Here is a 16,490-nt window from a genome sequence, read left to right as displayed (position 1 = left end):
GCGAGTCTACCGCGCCGCCAGCTGCGGTGAGGCGGGTTCGGGGTCACCGGTCCACCTCAGTTGACCGCGTCGGTCACGTCAGTTTACGATCGGCCCGGGATTCACCAACTGATGTGAATGGGCGAGGGGGCGGTTCACATTTTCCGCAGGAACGCGAGGACGATTCCGGGACGGCTGGCCGTGGTGGGCGCCGCCGGACTGCTCTACGCCCACTGCATCGGAGGCGCCGGCTGCCCTGCGGGGCAGCGAACCTGAAGCGAAGACGCTTCACCCGATGTGGTGCTCGTCGCGGCGTCGAGCTGTGAGACGACGCCGCTCGTCCAGCTGACTCGTATAACGGTCTATACGACGCTGCTCGCCGCGTCCGGTCCGCCGGTTCCGGTGCCGCTGACGCGCATCGTCCCCGTGTGGCAGGCGGGGCCGTCGGACGCCCGGTGTGCCGGAACCGGCCGCTAGCCGAGCCGGACGATACGGTGGGCCGGTGGCCGACGTCCCCCGCAAGACCGGCGCCTCGCGGGCGACCGACCGTCCGGGGGACGTCTCGCCGTTCGCGCTCGGGCTGCTGCTGCGCCGGGCGCACTGGCGCGCCGCCGCGGTGATGACCGAGGCGCTGCGGCCGCTCGGCATCGAGCTGCGGCACTTCGCCGTGCTGATCGTGCTGGCCGATCGCGGGCCCACCATGCAGCGGGACCTGGCGGACGCGGCCGGCTCCGACAAGGCCGGGATCATGCGGGTCGTCGACGATCTCGAACGGCTGGGGCTGGCCGTGCGCAAGTCCGTGCCGGGCGACCGCCGGGTGCGGGCGGTCGAGATCACCCCGCGCGGCGCCGAGCTCTTCGACGCGGCTCACGTCGAGGCCGTGCCGGTGGCCGAACGGCTGGTCGCGGACCTCGACGCCGAAGAAACCGCCCGGCTGACGGATCTGCTGACCCGGCTCGCGCATCCCGAAGGCGCGTAGGGGTTTCCGGTGAGACCTCGCCGACATTCGTGTGGCCGAGAAACTGTATCGAATGATACGTTCTCGTTCGTAACGAAGTCTGCGAGGTGATCCCCGATGATGGACGTCTACGAAGCGGTCACGAGCCGCCGGGCGGTGCGGGACTTCGACGACCGGCCGGTCCCGAAGGAAGTGCTGGAGCGCGTGCTGGCCGCGGCGGCCTGGGCGCCGTCCGGGTCGAACCTCCAGCCGTGGCACGCCTTCGTGCTCACCGGCGCGCCGCTGGCCGAGCTGAAGAAGCGCGCCGGCGAGCGCCTGGCCGCGGGCGACCCGTGGGACGAGCCGGAGTACGAGATGTACCCGCCGGTTCTGGAGTCCCCGTACCGCGAACGCCGGTCCGCCTTCGGCGAGCAACGCTATGGCGCACTCGGCATCCCGCGCGAAGACGTGGAAGCGCGGCAGCGAGCCGCTTCCGCGAACTGGGACTGCTTCGGCGCGCCCGCCGCGTTGTTCTGCTACCTGGACCGCGGCCTGGGCCGGCCCCAGTGGTCCGACGCCGGCATGTACCTGCAGACCGTCATGCTGCTCCTGCGCGCCGAAGGGCTGCACAGCTGCCCGCAGATGGCGTGGGCGAAGTTCCACCGGACCGTCTCGGAGATCGTGGCACCGCCGGACCGGCTGCTGCTCTTCTGCGGCCTGTCGATCGGGTTCGAGAACGCCGCGGCCGACCGTTCCCGCATCGGCCGGGCCACGCTCGGCGAGACGGTCACGTTCGTCGAGGGATAGCCGGTGGCTTTGCCGGGCATGCGAATCTACGGTGACCCCATGGTCCAGATCCGCCCCGCGGCGCGCTTCGAAGACGTCGCCGCCATCCTCAACCCCAGCGGGAACGACCGCGCCTGCTGGTGCCTCGCCTACCGCGTCACCTCGGCCGAGTACAGCGCATTGCGCGGCGACGCGCGAGCCGAGCGGGTCCGCGGCCTCTGCGCGGACAAGCCCGCGCCCGGCGTGCTCGCCTACGACGGGGACGAGCCGGTCGGGTGGTGTGGTGTCTCGCCGCGGTCGAGCATGGAACGGCTGAAACGCTCGCGGACCATGCCGCCGGTCGACGACCTGCCCGTGTGGAGCGTCGTGTGCTTCGTGATCCGCTCATCGCACCGCCGCAAAGGGGTTTCCGCGGCGCTGCTCGCCGGCGCGGTCGACCACGCGCGCTCCTGCGGTGCCCCGGCGGTGGAGGGCTACCCCGTCGACACCGAAGGCGCGCGCATCAGCTCGAGCGCGGCCCACGTCGGCACGACGTCGCTGTTCGAAGCGGCCGGGTTCGTGCGGATCCGGCCGACCGACGCGCGGGCCGATCGCCGGGTCCGCTGGCTCATGCGTCTCGACCTTCGCTGACCGGTTCGTTCAGGACGCGGCGGAGCCCGGCCCGTGTTTCGGTGCCGAGCAGCTCGTGGACGCCGGACTCGAGCTTCCGTACGGTGTCGAGGGTCAGCACCGTCTTGTGCGCGATCTCGGCCTCCGAGTGCCCGGCCGCGGCGAGCTCCGCGACCCGTCGTGAGCGCGGCGCCAAGGCGTTGACCCTCGGTGGCCGGCCGGCGGTGACGCCCAGGGCGCCGAGCTCCGCTTCGAGGTCCTTCCGCAGGGCGGGCGCGCCGCACTCGTCGGCCAGCGCGACGGCCTCGGTGAACGTGCGCCGGGCGTCTTCGGTGTGCCCGGCGCCGGCGAAGGCCGTGCCCAGGTGCGCGAGCGTGCGCAGGTACTCCCACCGGTTCGGCGCGTTCCGCAGCACCCGGGCGGATTCCTCCAGCAGGGGCAGGCGATCCGCGTCGACCGTCGCGAGCGTCCGGAGTGCGCGGCCGCGGGTTCCCGGGTCGGCGAACACGTCGGCCAGGCGCGCCGCCTCGGCCGCCACCTCGCGGGCCTTGTCCGGTGCCTGCCGCCGCACCGCCTCGACCAGGTCGAAGCGCCACCCGCACACGGCAGGGTTGCGCATCGGGGCGGCGTCGAGCCGGCGGCCCGCATCGCGCAGGGCCGCGGCGGCCCGGACGTGGTCGCCCTGTGCGAGGAGCAGCTCGCCGGCCACCGCCGCGGGCACCGGCATGACGACCGCGTCCGGCCGGCGGTCGCGGTAGCCCCGCTCCGCGCAGATCGCGGCCGCCGGGCCGGTTTCTCCGCGTGCCAGCAGGGTCTGCACGAGCGTGCCGGTGGCGAACCACTCGGCCGGCGTGCCGGTCCCGCTGCGGACGGCCAGCCGCAGGGCGATGTCCGTGTCGGCGACGGCGTCGGGGAGCCGGCCGAGCCGCAACGCCGAATGCCCGCGGTTGGCGTAGGCGAACGCGAGGTGCGTGCCCCGCCAGCCGTTGCGCTCGAACTCGTCGACCGCCTGGTCGAACCGGTCGTGCGAGACGTCCGCGGCGCCCGAGTAGAGGTGCACGAAGCCGGACATGGTGGCGATCTCCATGCCCCGGTCGACGTCGGCGAAGACCACGCCGGCCCGGACGACCCGCTCGACCGCCGCGAGCGCCTCGGCACGCGGCCGGCCGCGCAGCACGAGGCTCCACGCGTGCAGCACGATCAGCAGCCGTTCGACGTCGGTGCCGCCGGGCAGCGGGGGCGCGATCCGGTCCAGCAGGGCCATCCGGTCGGCGCGGAGCGGATCGTCGGACCACCAGGCGGCCCAGAGCAGCTGCTCGGCGAGCAGCCGTTGCCGCTGCCGATCGTCGGGACAGCGGCCGAGCGCGACGTCGAGCAGGCGCACGGCGTCGCCGACCTGGTCGGCGTAACCGTGGGTCTTCGCGAGCGCCACGGCCGCGTCGGTGCGCTGCGGGTCGTCGGGTGCCAGCCCGTAGGCCGCGCGCAGTTCGGGGAGCGCCGCCGCCACCTGCTCCAAGGCGAGGGCCTGGCCGTGCCGCAGCCGCACCCGGCTGTGGCGGGGCGCCGGCGGCGGTTCTTCGATCGCCCGCCGGAAGTAGCGCGCCGCGGTGGCGGCGAGCCCCGACCCGAGCGCGTCCTCGGCGGCCGTGGTCATCAGGTCGACGACCCACGGGTCACCGGCGGCGTGGACGTCGAGCAGGTGCGCCGCGACGGCGTCGGGCGCGGCGTCCCGATCGTGCAGCAGCTTGGCGGCGGCCAGGTGGAGATCGCTGCGGCGGGACGGGTCGATGGCGTCGTGGACGGCGCTGTGGATGATCGGGTGGCGGAACTCCACCGTCGGCCCGGGAGCGAGGATCGCCTCGTCGCAGAGCCGGTCGTACTCGCGTTTCGCCTCGGCCGCCGCCAGCCCGGCCAGCCGGGCGGTGTCGCCGAGCGGGTGTCCCGGGCCCAGCACGGCGATGGCGTGGGCCAGCCGCTGCGCGTCCGGGCCGAGGTGGGCGAGCCGTTCGGACAGGTACGCCACCACGTGGCGCGGCGTGAGCGTGCCGACCAGCTCCGCGTCGGACGCCGTGGGCTTGAGGTCGCGTTCCCGCGCCATGTCGAGCATCCACCGCAGGTAGAACGGGTTGCCACCGCTGCGGTCGAGCAGCGCCGCGCAGAACCGGTCGTCGGGTTCGCCGCCGCGCACCCGGGCCGGGAGCGGGCCGCGGTGGACCAGCGTCCGGACCGCCGCCAGGCCGAGGGGGCGCGGCCGCACGACCTCCGTCGCCCGCACCCCGATGCGGGCGAGCGCGGCCCGTTCGTGCGGCCGGTGCGCCAGCAGCAGCACGACGGGCAGCCCGGTGAGCCGGTCGGCGAGGAACTCCAGCCAGCGCAACGACTCCTCGTCGAGCCAGTGCGCGTCGTCGACCGCGAGCAGCAGGCCTTCCTCGTCTCCGCCGGCGGCGAGCAGGGACGTCGCGTTCACCACCAGCCAGTACAACGCCTCCGTCAGCCCGATCATCGAGTCCGGGCCGCGGTGCCGGGCCTGGGGCACCCCGAGCGGCACGCGCGCGAAGTCGGCCGCCCCGGCGAACAGCGCGCGCCGCTCCCGTTCGCCGCGGCCGGCGACCCAGCGGGCCAGCAGGGTGCGGGCCCCGCCGAACGCCATCGTCTGGTCCCGCTGGTTGCCCCGCACGGCCAGCGGCACGATCCCGCGCACCGCCGCCTCCGTGCACACCTGGGCCACGAGCTGCGACTTGCCGATCCCGGCCGGGCCCTCGATCAGCACCGTCGCGCCGACCCGGTCCCGGACCGCCTCCAGCACCGCCGAGCAGCGGTCGAGGTCGTCGTCGCGCTCCAGGAGCCCGCTGTCGGACGCGGTGTGCCCCGGCAGCCGCAACGCGTGCAGCACCCGCCGCACGTCCATCGGGGCCTGGCCGTTCACCCGGGCCGACACGACGCACCCGGCGACCACCTTGCCGACGAACTCCTCGCGCGGGCTCCGTTTCCCCGACATCACCTCGGAGAAGGTGGCCGCCGACATCCCGCTGCGCCGCGCCAGGGCGGCGTCGCTCGGGCCGCCGACCGCGCGCTGCAGGGTCCGCAACCGGCGCCGGACGCGGTCGTCGGGATCAGCCTGGGCCATTTCCGCCTCCGCCCCGGAACCAGGACCACCGGCGAACGCGCGCCGGGCCCGTCCAGGTTATCCCCGGCGCGCGAATCGTTCGGTTCTTCGAGATCCGTGCGGGGCCCGCCGGATGCCGTCCACGCTGGGAGGGGATCTCCGGAAAGGAAAGTGACGACCATGAAAATCCTCTTCACGCCGATTTCGATCGTCAAGATCTGCGGGGTGTGCCTGCTGCTGGGCTTTCTCACCAGCCTGCTCCTCTGACGAGGCTTTCAGAGGTCCAGGACGACGTCCTCCCGGGGCCGGGCGCAGCAGACGAGCGCCTCGCCGTCGGCGGGCGGTTCGAGGGGGTCGGGGTCGTACTTCACGCGGCCCGAGAGCAGCGGTGTCACGCACGTGTGGCAGACCCCGGTCCGGCACGACCAGCGCGTCGGCACGTCGCACGCCTCCGCGAACTCGAGCAGGCTGGGGTACTCCTCGCTCCACGGCACCGTGAGGCCGCTGCGCGCGAACGTCACCGCCGGGCCGGTTCCGGCCGCGCCCGCGGGGACGTGCGGGGTCTTCCGGACGACGCCGGTCAGCCCGGGGTTGATCGCAGACACGCCGCCGAAGAGTTCACTGTGGACCCGGGCAGCGTCGAAGCCCAGCGACACCAGTGCTTCCCGCATCGCCGTCATGAACGCGTCCGGGCCGCAGAGGTACGCGGTCGCGTCGGTCGGAAGGTCCATAGTGGACAGTTCGGCGAGGGTCAGCCGGCCGCTCTCGGCCGTGTAGTGGAGGTGTTCACGGCCGTGGGGAAGGCTCGCCACGAGCCGGTGTGCCTCGGCCGTGAACGCCTGCTCGGCGGCCGTCCGGGTGGTGTGCACCCAGCGGACTTCCCGGGACGTCCGGCGCGCGGCCAGCGCGTGCAGCATCGCCAGCACCGGCGTCACGCCGATGCCCGCGGACACCAGCACCACGGGACGGTCGTCGTCGGCCAGGACGAAGTCGCCCCGGGGCGCGGCGACGTCCACCAGCGCGCCGGGGGCGAGCCGGGTGGTGAGGTAGCCGCTGACCACCCCGTCCCGCTTGACGCTGATGCGGTATTCGTGGTCCGACGGCGCCGCCGACAGCGAATAGCTGCGCACCGGCGCGGGGTCGCCGGCGCCGGGGACGCGCAGCGTGAGGTACTGGCCGGGTTCGGGCCGGGGGAGCGGCGCGCCGTCGTCGGCGGCCAGGTGGATCGACGACACGGTCGTGCTCTCGGGCACCACCCGGGCGACGCGCAGCCGGCGGAAGCCGCGCCAGCCGGCCGGCGCGGGGGTGGGCGCCGTGGCCAGGAGGTCGCGGAACGACCCCTGCCAGCCGGGGCTGAGCGCGGGGATGTCGACGGCCTTGCGGAGCGCGTCGGCGTCGCGGCCCGGCAGGTAGAGGAGCGCGTCGATGTCCGCGACGCTCATCTCGTGGCGGCCGGTCCGGGTGCGGACGATCTCGTCGCCGGCTTCGACGTGGCCTTCGGTGATGACGCGCAGGTAGAAGCCGGGCCGGTGGTGCGCGACCAGCAGGGACGGCATCCGCGGCTCGCCCAGGCGCATCCCGACGCGGAAGCACGTGACGCGCGGCTGGGTGACCTCGAACTCGGCCTCGCCGATCCGGTACCGGTCGCCGATGTGCACCTCGTCGTCGGGCAGGCCGTCCACGGTGAAGTTCTCGCCGAACTGGCCGTCTTCGAGGTCGTCGCGGCCGAGGAACCGCCGCCAGTGCTCGTAGGACTGGCGCTGGTAGACGAGCACCGCGCGGTTCTCGCCGCCGTGGCCGCCCAGGTCGCCCTGGCCGTCGCCGTCGACGTTCAGGCGGCGGACCATCAGCCTGCCGCCGACGGGGTACTTGAAGATTCCCGTGTGGACGGTCCGCCCCTCCCAGGGCACGTCCTTCGGCATCCCGACGTTCAGCGACACCAAGCGCGCCATGGTCGTCTCCTTCATTCCGCCGAACGGGAACGCTGGTAGTGCCGCCGGGCCTTCATGCGGTTGCCGCAGACGGCCATCGAACACCAGCGGGCGCTGTTGGGCTTGCTGTGGTCGATCAGGAACAACCGGCACTCCGGGTTGGCGCACGGGCGCAGCCGGCCGGGGCTCGACTTGGCGAGCGCGTCCCAGGCGAGCACCGCCCGCGCGGCGGCCGACCGCCCGGCCGGCACGTCGAGGACCCACTCGACGCCGTCGTCGCCGAAGGACGCCCGGTAGGTCACGTCGGCGACGAACCGCGCGGCGGCGGTGGGCGCCTCGTGACCGCGGACGATCCCTTGCAGCGCGGACCGCGCCTCGAGCAGGGCGCGGTGCTCGTCGCCGGTGGCCGGCTGCCCGTGGCCGGCGAGCCACCGCCGGGCCGCCGCCTCGTCGGCGAGGTCATCCCCCGGGACGCCGTCACGCACCGGGGTGGTGTTCAGCAGGTCCAGGAGCAGCGTCTCGTCGGTCTTCATCGGCCTAACCTCCAAACTCACACTTGACAGGTTACAGTACCGGTGCTTCCATGTCTAACCATCAAACAAAGTTTAAAAGGTTAGGAGGAGGTCATGGGACTGGCCTGGCAGCAAGGACCACTGGCGACGCGGGCGGTGGGGCACTTCCTGGTCGAGCAGCCGCTGCCCGAGCGGCTGCTGTTCGCCGAGCCGCTGCGGCGGCGGATGCGCGTGCGGTTCGGCGGGGAGTGGGTGGCCGACAGCGAGGACGTCGTCCTGCTGCACGAGCCCGGCCGCTACCCGGTGGCGTACTTCCCGCTCGCCGACGTCCGCGACGACGTGCTCGTCGCCGAGAACCGGACGACGACGCACCGCGACCTCGGGCCGACCGAGTGGTACGCGGTCTGGACGGCCGACAAGCAGGCCCCGCGCGCCGCCTGGCGCCACAGCGGCCTCCCGGGCCACGCCGACGTCCTGCGCGACCGCGTCGCGTTCGCCTGGCGGGCGATGGACGCGTTCTACGAGGAGGACGAGCGGATCGTCGGCCACGCGGCCGATCCGTACCACCGCGTCGACATCCGGCAGACCTCGCGCCACCTCGTCGTGCGCGACGGCGACCGCGTCGTCGCCGAGACCCGGCGCCCGGTCGTGCTGTACGAGTCGGGCTTCGCGCCGCGCTGGTACGTGCCGCGCGAGGACATCGACCTGGACGCGCTGACGCCGGTCGAGGGCGAGACCTTCTGCCCGTACAAGGGGCTGGCCGGCTACTTCGACATCGGGTCCGGCAAGCGCGCCGCGTGGTCGTACCCCGAGGCGTGGCCCGAGGTCGAGCGGGTGTCCGGGTTCGTGTCGTTCGAACCGGACGTCGTCGACGTGACCCTCGACGGCCGCAAGCTGTCCCTCGAACCGGGCCAGACCGTCACCCCGCACGGCATCGACCGGGGCTTGGACCCCGACGAGCTGCTCACCTCGAAGGGACACTGAGATGACTTCCTTGAAGGACCGCACGGTCCTCGTGATCGGCCGCGGCAGCGGCATCGCCCGCGCGGTGACGCTCGCCGTCCGCGCGGCCGGGGCCACGGTCGTGGTCGCCGGACGCGACGAAAAGTCCCTCGTCTACGACGATCCGGACGTCACCACCGCGTCGGTCGACCTCACCGACGAAGCCTCCGTCGCCGCCCTGGCCGAACGGCTCGGCCGGGTCGACCACGTCGTGTCGACGGCGTCGGCCCGGGCCCGCGGCACGGTCGGGGAGCTCGCCCACGACGTCGTGCTGAGGTCGTTCGACGTCAAGGTGCTCGGCCCGCTGCTGCTGGCGAAGCACTTCGCGCCCCGCATGCCCGAAGACGGCTCGTTCGTCTTCTTCTCGGGATCGTCGGCGCGCAAGCCCGCCGCCGGCATGCTCGCCGTCGGCGCGACCAACGCCGCGGTGGACGCGCTGACCCGGGGTCTCGCGGTGGAGCTGGCCCCGATCCGGGTGAACGCGGTCTCGCCGGGCACGATCGACACCGGGGCCTACGACGCGCTCGGCGAGGAGAAGAAGGCCGCGCTGTTCGCCGCCCGCGCGGCCACCAGCCCGGCGCGTCGCGTCGGCCGTCCCGAAGAGATCGCCGAAGCCGTCGTCTTCGCGCTGGGCAGCGGCTTCCTGACCGGTGTCTCCCTCAACGTCGACGGCGGTGAACCCCTTGTCTGAGTTCAGCATCGAGGTCCTCACGCTGCCGGTCACCGACGTCGACCGGGCGGTCCGGTTCTACCGCGCCCTCGGGTTCGTTCTCGACGTCGACTACGCGCCGAACGACGGTTTCCGGGTCGTCCAGCTGACCCCGCCCGGGTCGGCGGCGTCCATCCAGCTCGGGGTCGGCCTGACCGGCGCGGCCCCGGGTTCGGCCCGGGACCACTACCTGGTGGTGACCGACATCGAGGCGGCACACCGGGAACTGGCCGGCCGCGACGTGCCGGTCAGCGCGCTACGCCACAAGAAGTCCGCGGACTGGCAAGGGGACTACGCACCGGGTGCTGACCCGGACCGCCGTGACTACGCGAGCTTCTTCGACTTCGCCGACCCGGACGGCAATACGTGGATCGTCCAGGAACGCGGCTACACCGCGCGGTAGGCGACGCCGCTCGCGTTCGGGGTCGTGCCGGCGTAGAGGCCGGTCGGGGACGTCGCCGTCGACAGCGAGAACCACGCGTACCGCTCGACGTACGACTGCCCGTCGAGCATCGCGGTGGACCGCTTGACGAAGTCGACCTGCTGGGCCGAGGACGGGTAACGCGGCGTCGAGCCGGAGAAGTCGATGAGGGCGTATTCGGTCAACCAGATCGGGAGGTGGTAGCGGTCGTGGACCTTCTGCAGGTACGACTGCAGCTGCCCGCTCGCGGCACTGGAGAAGTCGCCGCCGTACCAGTGCAGCGGGATGAAGTCGACGCGGTAGCCGCGGGCCTTCGCGCCGCTCAGGAACCGGTCGAGCCACCCGCCCGCGACGTCGCCGCCGTAGGCCACGGCCGGCGCGCCGAGCCGCAGCCCGGTGGACTGCAGCCGCGGCCAGAGGTCCAGCGCGGTCTCGACGGGCATGCTCGCCTGGCCCGCCAGGTCCGGCTCGTTGAAGCCCAGCAGGGCGCGGCCGTTCGCCTTCGCCCGGTCGAGCTGGTCCTGCGTGACGGAGTCCCGTCCCCAGATCATCGGCACGAACTCGGTCCCGGCAGGCACGGCGATGCCCTGGGGATCGGGCGCCCACGTGTAGAACCACTTCGCCCCGACGTCCTTCAACGCGGTCGCGGCGCCGGAGTACGGGTTGGCGCTGACGCCTTTCTTGGCGCTCGCTCCGGCGGCGGGCGAGGCGAAACCGCCGAGAGCGAGAAGAACGACGGCCATGACGGCGAGCATTTTCTTCACGAGCTGCTCCTCGGCGGAAGTCGCGCTGGTCCGCTACCGGCGTAACGCACCGCCGAGGCCCGCGGCAAGATCGCGACGACGCCGAGGGTGCGAACAGGTACCGTCCTTGCCCGCGAGATCAGGTCGTGAGTGAGAAACAGTGTTCTAACACTGTTTCTCACTCACGACCGGCTGGTCAGGCCACCGGGAACGTGGTGCCGATGCCCATGCCGGTGATCCACTCCGGGACCGGCTCGTAGCTGGTCCAGACGAGCGGCGCCCCGGCGGCGACCTGGCCGATCAGCCAGCAGCGGATCTCGTGGCCGCCGCTGCCCGCCCTGGCTTCGAGCGTCTCGTGGCCCAGGTCGGCCACCGAACCCGCGTCGCCGGTGCGAAGGCGGTCCAGGAACCACCGGTCCCACTCGGTGTTCACCCGCGCGCCCGGGTCGCCGCCCATGGCGCGGACGCGGGGTTCGCGGGCCGCCGCGAAGGCGCGGACGTCCGCACGGCCGTGGATCAGCGACTCGCGGCGCTCGCCGGCCACCTCGCGGGGGTCGTTCGACGGCAGCCAGTGCGACAGCCCGCCGCTCGCCGCCACCAGGACCCGGCCGGGGAAGCTCGCCGAACGCAGGGCCGCCCCCAGCGCCTCACCCAACGCGACACACCGCCGCAACGTCGGCAACGGCGGCGCGGCCGTGTTGACCACGATCGGTACCATCGGCACCGCGGTGCCGCCGGTGAGCATCTCGTAGGTCTGCACGATGCCGTGGTCGACGGTCAGGGAGTACGACAGCGACACGTCGAAGCCGGCGTCGGTCAGTCCGTTGTGGACGGACCACGCCAGGTCCCCGGCGACCGGCAGCGGACCTTCGGTGCTGCCGAAGTCGCCGAACCCCACCGCGTGTTCGACGCCCAGGACGAACGGCGGCATCACGTCGTAGAAGTTGCCGTGGAAGTGGTCGGGCCCGATCACGACGATCGCGTCCGGCGCCAGCGCCGCCACCGCGGACCGCGCCCGCGAGGCGTCGGCGAGGAACTTCGCGCCCGGGCCGCCCTCGTCCGGTGGCGGCAGGAGCGTCGCGAACGGGCTGTGGGACATGCCGGCGAACCCGGCGATCCCGGCCATCAGGACGGGTCCTCTCCGGTCAGCAGCCAGGTGCGGTGGACGTCAAGGAACTCCGGCACCTTCTCCCACTGCGGCCAGTGCCCGGCGTCGTCGATGACGTGCAGCAGCGCGTCGGGCAGCCAGCCGAGCAGCAGCTCGGCCTCGTCGAGCCCGCCGGTGGGGTCGTGGCTGGTCCACAGCAGCAGCGTCGGCGCCTTCACCTTCGACACCCACGCCGGGTCCCACGCGAAGTCCTTGCGGATCTCGGGGTCCTGCAGCACGAGCGTGTTCCCGATCGCCCGGACGAACCCCGGCCGGGAGTAGACGCGGCGGCGCAGGTTCACCAGCTCGTCGGTCACCATCTCCTTGTGGTGGAACAGGAACTCGACGCGGCGGCGCACGGTCTCGTCGCTCGGGTCGAGCACCGCGGCCATCGTGCTGTCCCGCATCCGCGCCATCACCTCGGGTTTGTTCGCGATGTTGCCCGGGGTGTTGAGCACGAGCTTGTCGACGCGGTCGGGGTGGTGGGCGGCGGTCCAGGCGACCACCCAGCCGCCGAGCGACTCGCCGGACAGGTGGGCTCGCCCGATGCCGAGAACGTCCAAAAGGGACACGAGGTGCGCGGACAGGACGTCGATCGTGTAGGGCCGGTCGGGCAGGTCCGACCAGCCGTGGCCGACCATGTCGTAGGCCGTGACGCGGAAGTCGCGGGCGAGCCCGGCCAGGTCGCGGGCGTAGGCCTCGAGGTGCCCGCCGGTCCCGTGCAGCAGGACCAGGTCGGGTCCGGCGCCGGCCTGCAGCACCCGCGTCCGCACGGGACGTCCGTCCAGCGGCACGTCGACGTACCGCAGGGTGTGTTCGAGCTCGCCCAGCTCGCCCCAGATGCCGACGTGCTCGGGGATCGGCTTGGTCACTGGTCCTCCCGGTGGTCGAAGCGGGCGCGGGCCTCGGCGAGGCTCGCCATCCCCGCGCTTTGGCGGCGGTTCAGCCCGAGCGGGCCGAGCAGCCGCGAGTTCTCGATGGTCAGGAACTCGACCGGGTGGCCGGCCGAGTCGTTGTGGTGGCGGTGCCAGGTCCACGGCGGGGTGTAGACGAACGACCCGGTCGTCCAGCTCACGGTCTCGTCCTCGATCTCGCTGTGGCCGTCGCCGGACAGGACGAAGTGGACGGTCTCGTGGTGGTGACGCTGCATGTCCGAGCTCTCGCCGGCCGGGATGACCTGCCGGAAGAGTTCGAACGTCGCGGTCGGCAGCGTGCCGGCGATCCGCAGCGACGTCGGGTTCGGGACGGCGCCCGGCGGGATCTCTTCGAGGTCGCCGTCGTGCACGACGAGGGGCCGCCGCCCGTCGGGGCGGACGGTGTGGCTGATGCTCGCGAGGAAGTCGGTCATGGCGAAGCCGGGTCCGGTCGTGGTCATGCGCACCTTCCGCTCAGGCGGGACATTCCGTGCGGCCGCCGTCGACGGTCAGCACGGTTCCGTTGACATAGCCTGCTTCGGGCGAGGCCAGGAACGCCACCGCGGCCGCGACCTCGCGCGGCGCGGCGGCCCGCCCGGCGGGGATGGCGGCGAGGTCCTCGGCCATCGCGGTCGCGACGTCGACGCCCGCCGCGCCGGCCCGGCCGCGCACGATCTCCAGCCGTCGCGCGGTGAGCGTGGCGCCGACCGCGACGCAGTTGACGGTGACGCCGCGGTCGGCGTACTCGAGGGCGGCCAGCTTCGCCGCCGACGTCGTCGCCGAGCGCAGCACCGTGGACGCGGCGAGCCCGGGCTGCGGCTGCCGGACCGCCGTCGAGCTGATCACGACGATGCGGCCGAAGCCACGTTCGGCCATCGCGGGCAGTGCGGCGCGCATGAGCGACAGCGGACCGAGGACCAGCAGATCGAGGTCGTGGTGCCACTGGCCGGCCGGGACGTCGAGCACGCGGCCGGGTGCCGGCCCGCCGGCGTTGACCACGAGGACGTCGAGCGAGCCGTGGCGCTCGCGCACCCGGGTCACGGCGTCGGCCGCCGCGGCCGGGTCGGCGAGGTCGCACACCACGTGCCCGACGTCGTCGCCGAGGTTCGACGCGGTCTCGGCCAGGGTCGACTCCGTGCGGCCGGCGAGGACCACGCGGTGCCCGGTCGCCAGCAGCGCGGCCGCGCAGGCCGAGCCGATGCCGCCGGCACCCCCGCCGACGAGGGCGACGCGACGGCGGTTCGCGTAGGACTGGTTGCTCTCCATGATGTGACCTACATTCGGCCCATGACCGCCGGCCGGCCAAAGCCGGGTCCCACTGCCCGGGACCCCGAAAGCGCCCCAGACGTCACCGGGGCACTCGAACGCGCCGCCGCGCTGCTCGACGCCTTCGACGCGGCCCATCGCGAGCTGACGCTGTCCCGGCTCGTCGAGCGCAGCGGATTGCCGCGCTCGACCGTGCACCGGACCGCGGCGCGGATGATCGAGCTCGGCTGGCTGGACAAGCCCGGCGAGAAGTACCGGATCGGCAACCGCCTGTTCGAGCTGTCCGGCCTGGTCCCGGTGCGCCACGAGCTGCGCGAGGCCGTGCTGCCGTACCTGCAGGACCTCTACGCCGCGGCCAAGACGACCGTGCAGCTCGGCGTCCTCGAAGGCACCCGGGTGCTCGTCGTCGAGAAGATCAGCGGGCACCGCCAGCTGCCGATGCTCGACCAGGTCGGCGGGTTCATCCCGGCGCACTGCTCCGGGCTCGGCCGGGCGATCCTCGCCTGGTCCGGCGCCGACGTCGTCGCGGCGGTGGTGGCGGCCGGCCTCACGCGCCGCACCCCGCGCACCATCACGAACGCCGACGCGCTGGAGCACGCGCTCGCCGTCGTGCACGAGCAGGGCTGGGCCTACGACCGCGAGGAGGGCAACCTCGGCATCAGCTGCGTCGCGGCCCCGATCTTCGACTTCACCGGCACCGTGACCGCCGCGCTGTCGGTCACCGGGCCCAGCGCCGCCGTGCTGCCCGAGCGGATCGGCCCGGCCGTGCGGATGGCGGCCGCGGCGGCGAGCCGCGCGTACTCCGCCCGGCGGTGGGCGGTGCCCCGGCCGGAGCTGCCGTCCCAGTGACCAGGACTCGCGGTTGGGCGGCAGCCCGCGCCTGATCCACGCTGTGGCGCACAACGAATGCCTCGACGAGGAGGACCAGGCATGCGCGTCGCGATCATCGGGGCCGGACTGGCCGGGCTGACCACGGCCAAGGTGCTGCTGCAGGCCGGGCACGACGTCGAGGTCTTCGACAAGGCCCCGGACGTCGGCGGTGTGTGGAGCCGGACCCGGCGCTACCCGGGGCTGACCACGCAGAGCCCGAAGGCCCAGTACTCCTTTTCGGACTTCCCGATGCCGAAGCACTTCCCGGAATGGCCGACCGGCGCCCAGATCCAGGAGTACCTCGCCGGCTACGCCGACGAGTTCGGCGTCACGCCTCATCTGCGGCTCGGGACCACCGTCGAGTCGGTGGTCCCCGACGGTGCGGGGTGGGCGGTGACCACCGGGGCGCAGGGGGCCTCGGTGGTCGACCGCGTCGTCGTCGCCAACGGCGTGTTCTGCGAGCCGGCGCTGCCGGACTACCCGGGACGCGCGGAGTTCGAGGCGGCGGGCGGCCGGCTGCTGGCCGGCTCGGACTTCCACGACGTCGAAGACGCGCGAGGCAAGCACGTCCTCGTCGTCGGGTACGGCAAGTCCGCGTGCGACGTGACCGTGGCGATCAGCGACGTCGCCGGGACGACCGACGTCATCGCCCGCCAGCTGCTGTGGAAGGTCCCGCGCAAGATCGCGGGCGTGCTCAACTTCAAGATGCTCCTGCTGACCCGGCTGGGCGAGGCGCTGTTCCGCTACCGGTGGCTGCGCGGGTTCGAGAAGTTCCTGCACGGCCAGGGAAACCGGCTGCGGCGCTCGATGCTGAACTCCATCGGCAGCGTGTCGGTGCGGCAGTTCGGGCTCGCGAAGCACGACCTCGTGCCGCGCGGGCGGATGGAGGACATCATCAAGAACGCGATCGGCCTGGCCACCGAGGGGTTCTTCGAAGGCGTGGCCGACGGCTCGATCCGCGTCCGTCGCGACCAGGTGATCACGCGGCTGTCCGCCTCCGCCGACGGCCCGAAGGCCGAGCTGGCCGACGGCACGGTGCTGCCGGCCGACCTGGTCGTCTGCGCGACCGGGTTCACCCAGGGCGTCCCGTTCCTGCCCGAGACCATCCACAAGGGACTCTTCGACGAACGCGGGAACTTCCTGCTGTACCGGCAGATCCAGCCCCTGGACGCGCCGGGCCTCTACTTCAACGGGTACAACTCGTCGTTCTTCAGCCCGCTCAACGCCGAGATGGCGGCGGTGTGGATCGCGGCCGACCTCGCGGGCGCGCTCACCCTGCCCGACGAGGCGGCCCGGCGCGCGGACGTCGTCGCACAGCTCGCTTTCCTGGACACCGCGACCGGCGCGCACCACTGCCGCGGCACCAAGATCATCCCGTTCTCCATCCACAACGTCGACGAGGTGCTCGGCGACCTCGGCGTGCAGATCGGCCGCTTCACCCGCTTCACGCACTGGCTGAACCCGGTGGTGCCCGCGGCCTACCGCTCGCTCACGCCGGCCGTGCTGACCCGGCTGAAGGACGCCCCCGAACCCGCGAAAAGCCCGCTGTAGCGAAGGA

16 protein-coding genes are annotated in these 16,490 nt (G+C 73.1%); 8 read left to right on the top strand and 8 right to left on the bottom strand.

From position 1 onward, the window contains the following. Window positions 1-481 precede the first annotated feature (481 nt). The 3 genes from ACZ7PG_RS03150 (at window position 482) to ACZ7PG_RS03140 (ending at window position 2,332) form a co-directional block, all read left to right on the top strand. A complete protein-coding gene (locus ACZ7PG_RS03150) occupies window positions 482-958 on the top strand; it encodes a MarR family winged helix-turn-helix transcriptional regulator (protein ID WP_470237435.1) in 477 nt (158 codons plus the stop codon). A 99-nt stretch (window positions 959-1,057) separates the two neighbouring features. After that, window positions 1,058-1,723 (top strand): nitroreductase, encoded by a 666-nt coding sequence (locus tag ACZ7PG_RS03145; RefSeq protein ID WP_470238988.1) that lies wholly within the window; start codon window positions 1,058-1,060, stop codon window positions 1,721-1,723. A 39-nt stretch (window positions 1,724-1,762) separates the two neighbouring features. Next, on the top strand, window positions 1,763-2,332 hold the full coding sequence (locus ACZ7PG_RS03140; protein ID WP_470237434.1) for a GNAT family N-acetyltransferase: 570 nt from the start codon (window positions 1,763-1,765) through the stop codon (window positions 2,330-2,332). Here ACZ7PG_RS03140 and ACZ7PG_RS03135 read toward each other — a convergent pair. The 3 genes from ACZ7PG_RS03135 to ACZ7PG_RS03125 all read right to left on the bottom strand — a co-directional run bounded on the left by ACZ7PG_RS03135 (window position 2,310) and on the right by ACZ7PG_RS03125 (window position 7,881). Next, window positions 2,310-5,438 carry a helix-turn-helix transcriptional regulator gene (locus ACZ7PG_RS03135; protein ID WP_470237433.1) on the bottom strand — a complete coding sequence of 1,043 codons (3,129 nt, stop codon included), beginning with the start codon at window positions 5,436-5,438 and terminating at the stop codon, window positions 2,310-2,312. The genes ACZ7PG_RS03140 and ACZ7PG_RS03135 overlap by 23 nt on opposite strands. A gap of 254 nt (window positions 5,439-5,692) precedes the next feature. Then, window positions 5,693-7,369, bottom strand: a complete 1,677-nt coding sequence (locus ACZ7PG_RS03130) for an MOSC domain-containing protein (protein ID WP_470237432.1) — start codon at window positions 7,367-7,369, stop codon at window positions 5,693-5,695. A gap of 11 nt (window positions 7,370-7,380) precedes the next feature. Next, on the bottom strand, window positions 7,381-7,881 hold the full coding sequence (locus ACZ7PG_RS03125) for a CGNR zinc finger domain-containing protein (RefSeq protein WP_470237431.1): 501 nt from the start codon (window positions 7,879-7,881) through the stop codon (window positions 7,381-7,383). 93 nt (window positions 7,882-7,974) lie between these two features. Between ACZ7PG_RS03125 and ACZ7PG_RS03120 the strand changes: the two genes are divergently transcribed. The 3 genes from ACZ7PG_RS03120 to ACZ7PG_RS03110 are packed head-to-tail and all read left to right on the top strand — an operon-like array spanning window position 7,975 to window position 9,974. Next, window positions 7,975-8,844 carry a DUF427 domain-containing protein gene (locus ACZ7PG_RS03120; RefSeq protein ID WP_470237430.1) on the top strand — a complete coding sequence of 290 codons (870 nt, stop codon included), beginning with the start codon at window positions 7,975-7,977 and terminating at the stop codon, window positions 8,842-8,844. Between the two features lies 1 nt (window position 8,845). Then, window positions 8,846-9,553, top strand: coding sequence for an SDR family oxidoreductase (locus ACZ7PG_RS03115; RefSeq protein WP_470237429.1), 708 nt, complete (start codon window positions 8,846-8,848; stop codon window positions 9,551-9,553). Beyond that, window positions 9,537-9,974, top strand: a complete 438-nt coding sequence (locus tag ACZ7PG_RS03110) for a VOC family protein (protein WP_470237428.1) — start codon at window positions 9,537-9,539, stop codon at window positions 9,972-9,974. Before ACZ7PG_RS03115 ends, ACZ7PG_RS03110 begins: the two co-directional genes overlap by 17 nt. Here the strand turns inward: ACZ7PG_RS03110 and ACZ7PG_RS03105 are convergent. The 5 genes from ACZ7PG_RS03105 to ACZ7PG_RS03085 form a co-directional block, all read right to left on the bottom strand. After that, window positions 9,959-10,747 (bottom strand): glycoside hydrolase family protein, encoded by a 789-nt coding sequence (locus tag ACZ7PG_RS03105; protein WP_470238987.1) that lies wholly within the window; start codon window positions 10,745-10,747, stop codon window positions 9,959-9,961. The two genes, ACZ7PG_RS03110 and ACZ7PG_RS03105, sit on opposite strands and share 16 nt — an antisense overlap. Window positions 10,748-10,931: 184 nt before the next feature. After that, on the bottom strand, window positions 10,932-11,861 hold the full coding sequence (locus tag ACZ7PG_RS03100; protein ID WP_470237427.1) for a DODA-type extradiol aromatic ring-opening family dioxygenase: 930 nt from the start codon (window positions 11,859-11,861) through the stop codon (window positions 10,932-10,934). Then, on the bottom strand, window positions 11,861-12,754 hold the full coding sequence (locus ACZ7PG_RS03095; protein WP_470237426.1) for an alpha/beta fold hydrolase: 894 nt from the start codon (window positions 12,752-12,754) through the stop codon (window positions 11,861-11,863). The genes ACZ7PG_RS03100 and ACZ7PG_RS03095 overlap by 1 nt, the downstream gene beginning before the upstream one ends. Continuing rightward, window positions 12,751-13,257, bottom strand: coding sequence for a cupin domain-containing protein (locus ACZ7PG_RS03090; protein ID WP_470237425.1), 507 nt, complete (start codon window positions 13,255-13,257; stop codon window positions 12,751-12,753). Before ACZ7PG_RS03090 ends, ACZ7PG_RS03095 begins: the two co-directional genes overlap by 4 nt. Window positions 13,258-13,270: 13 nt before the next feature. Continuing rightward, window positions 13,271-14,062 (bottom strand): SDR family oxidoreductase, encoded by a 792-nt coding sequence (locus tag ACZ7PG_RS03085; RefSeq protein WP_470237424.1) that lies wholly within the window; start codon window positions 14,060-14,062, stop codon window positions 13,271-13,273. A gap of 21 nt (window positions 14,063-14,083) precedes the next feature. On the opposite strand from ACZ7PG_RS03085, the gene ACZ7PG_RS03080 reads away from it, so the two are divergent. Next, window positions 14,084-14,911, top strand: a complete 828-nt coding sequence (locus ACZ7PG_RS03080; RefSeq protein ID WP_470237423.1) for an IclR family transcriptional regulator — start codon at window positions 14,084-14,086, stop codon at window positions 14,909-14,911. Window positions 14,912-14,992: 81 nt separating this feature from the next. Then, complete coding sequence (locus ACZ7PG_RS03075; protein WP_470237422.1) at window positions 14,993-16,483, top strand: flavin-containing monooxygenase; 1,491 nt, start codon at window positions 14,993-14,995, stop codon at window positions 16,481-16,483. Window positions 16,484-16,490: the final 7 nt, after the last annotated feature.

It is taken from the genome of Amycolatopsis sp. NPDC114504 (assembly GCF_055633595.1).
Note: the sequence above shows the minus strand (reverse complement) of the source record. Positions and strands in the feature narration are given on the sequence as shown.

What these genes read in the sequence shown, in the direction of transcription:
- ACZ7PG_RS03080 (WP_470237423.1), top strand. Translation starts at nt 14,084, where the DNA reads ATGACCGCCGGCCGGCCAAAGCCGGGTCCCACTGCCCGGGACCCCGAA.
- ACZ7PG_RS03130 (WP_470237432.1), bottom strand. Translation starts at nt 7,369, where the DNA reads ATGGCGCGCTTGGTGTCGCTGAACGTCGGGATGCCGAAGGACGTGCCC.
- ACZ7PG_RS03085 (WP_470237424.1), bottom strand. Translation starts at nt 14,062, where the DNA reads ATGGAGAGCAACCAGTCCTACGCGAACCGCCGTCGCGTCGCCCTCGTC.
- ACZ7PG_RS03120 (WP_470237430.1), top strand. Translation starts at nt 7,975, where the DNA reads ATGGGACTGGCCTGGCAGCAAGGACCACTGGCGACGCGGGCGGTGGGG.
- ACZ7PG_RS03090 (WP_470237425.1), bottom strand. Translation starts at nt 13,257, where the DNA reads ATGACCACGACCGGACCCGGCTTCGCCATGACCGACTTCCTCGCGAGC.
- ACZ7PG_RS03100 (WP_470237427.1), bottom strand. Translation starts at nt 11,861, where the DNA reads ATGGCCGGGATCGCCGGGTTCGCCGGCATGTCCCACAGCCCGTTCGCG.
- ACZ7PG_RS03125 (WP_470237431.1), bottom strand. Translation starts at nt 7,881, where the DNA reads ATGAAGACCGACGAGACGCTGCTCCTGGACCTGCTGAACACCACCCCG.
- ACZ7PG_RS03140 (WP_470237434.1), top strand. Translation starts at nt 1,763, where the DNA reads ATGGTCCAGATCCGCCCCGCGGCGCGCTTCGAAGACGTCGCCGCCATC.
- ACZ7PG_RS03105 (WP_470238987.1), bottom strand. Translation starts at nt 10,747, where the DNA reads ATGCTCGCCGTCATGGCCGTCGTTCTTCTCGCTCTCGGCGGTTTCGCC.
- ACZ7PG_RS03145 (WP_470238988.1), top strand. Translation starts at nt 1,058, where the DNA reads ATGGACGTCTACGAAGCGGTCACGAGCCGCCGGGCGGTGCGGGACTTC.
- ACZ7PG_RS03075 (WP_470237422.1), top strand. Translation starts at nt 14,993, where the DNA reads ATGCGCGTCGCGATCATCGGGGCCGGACTGGCCGGGCTGACCACGGCC.
- ACZ7PG_RS03135 (WP_470237433.1), bottom strand. Translation starts at nt 5,438, where the DNA reads ATGGCCCAGGCTGATCCCGACGACCGCGTCCGGCGCCGGTTGCGGACC.
- ACZ7PG_RS03115 (WP_470237429.1), top strand. Translation starts at nt 8,846, where the DNA reads ATGACTTCCTTGAAGGACCGCACGGTCCTCGTGATCGGCCGCGGCAGC.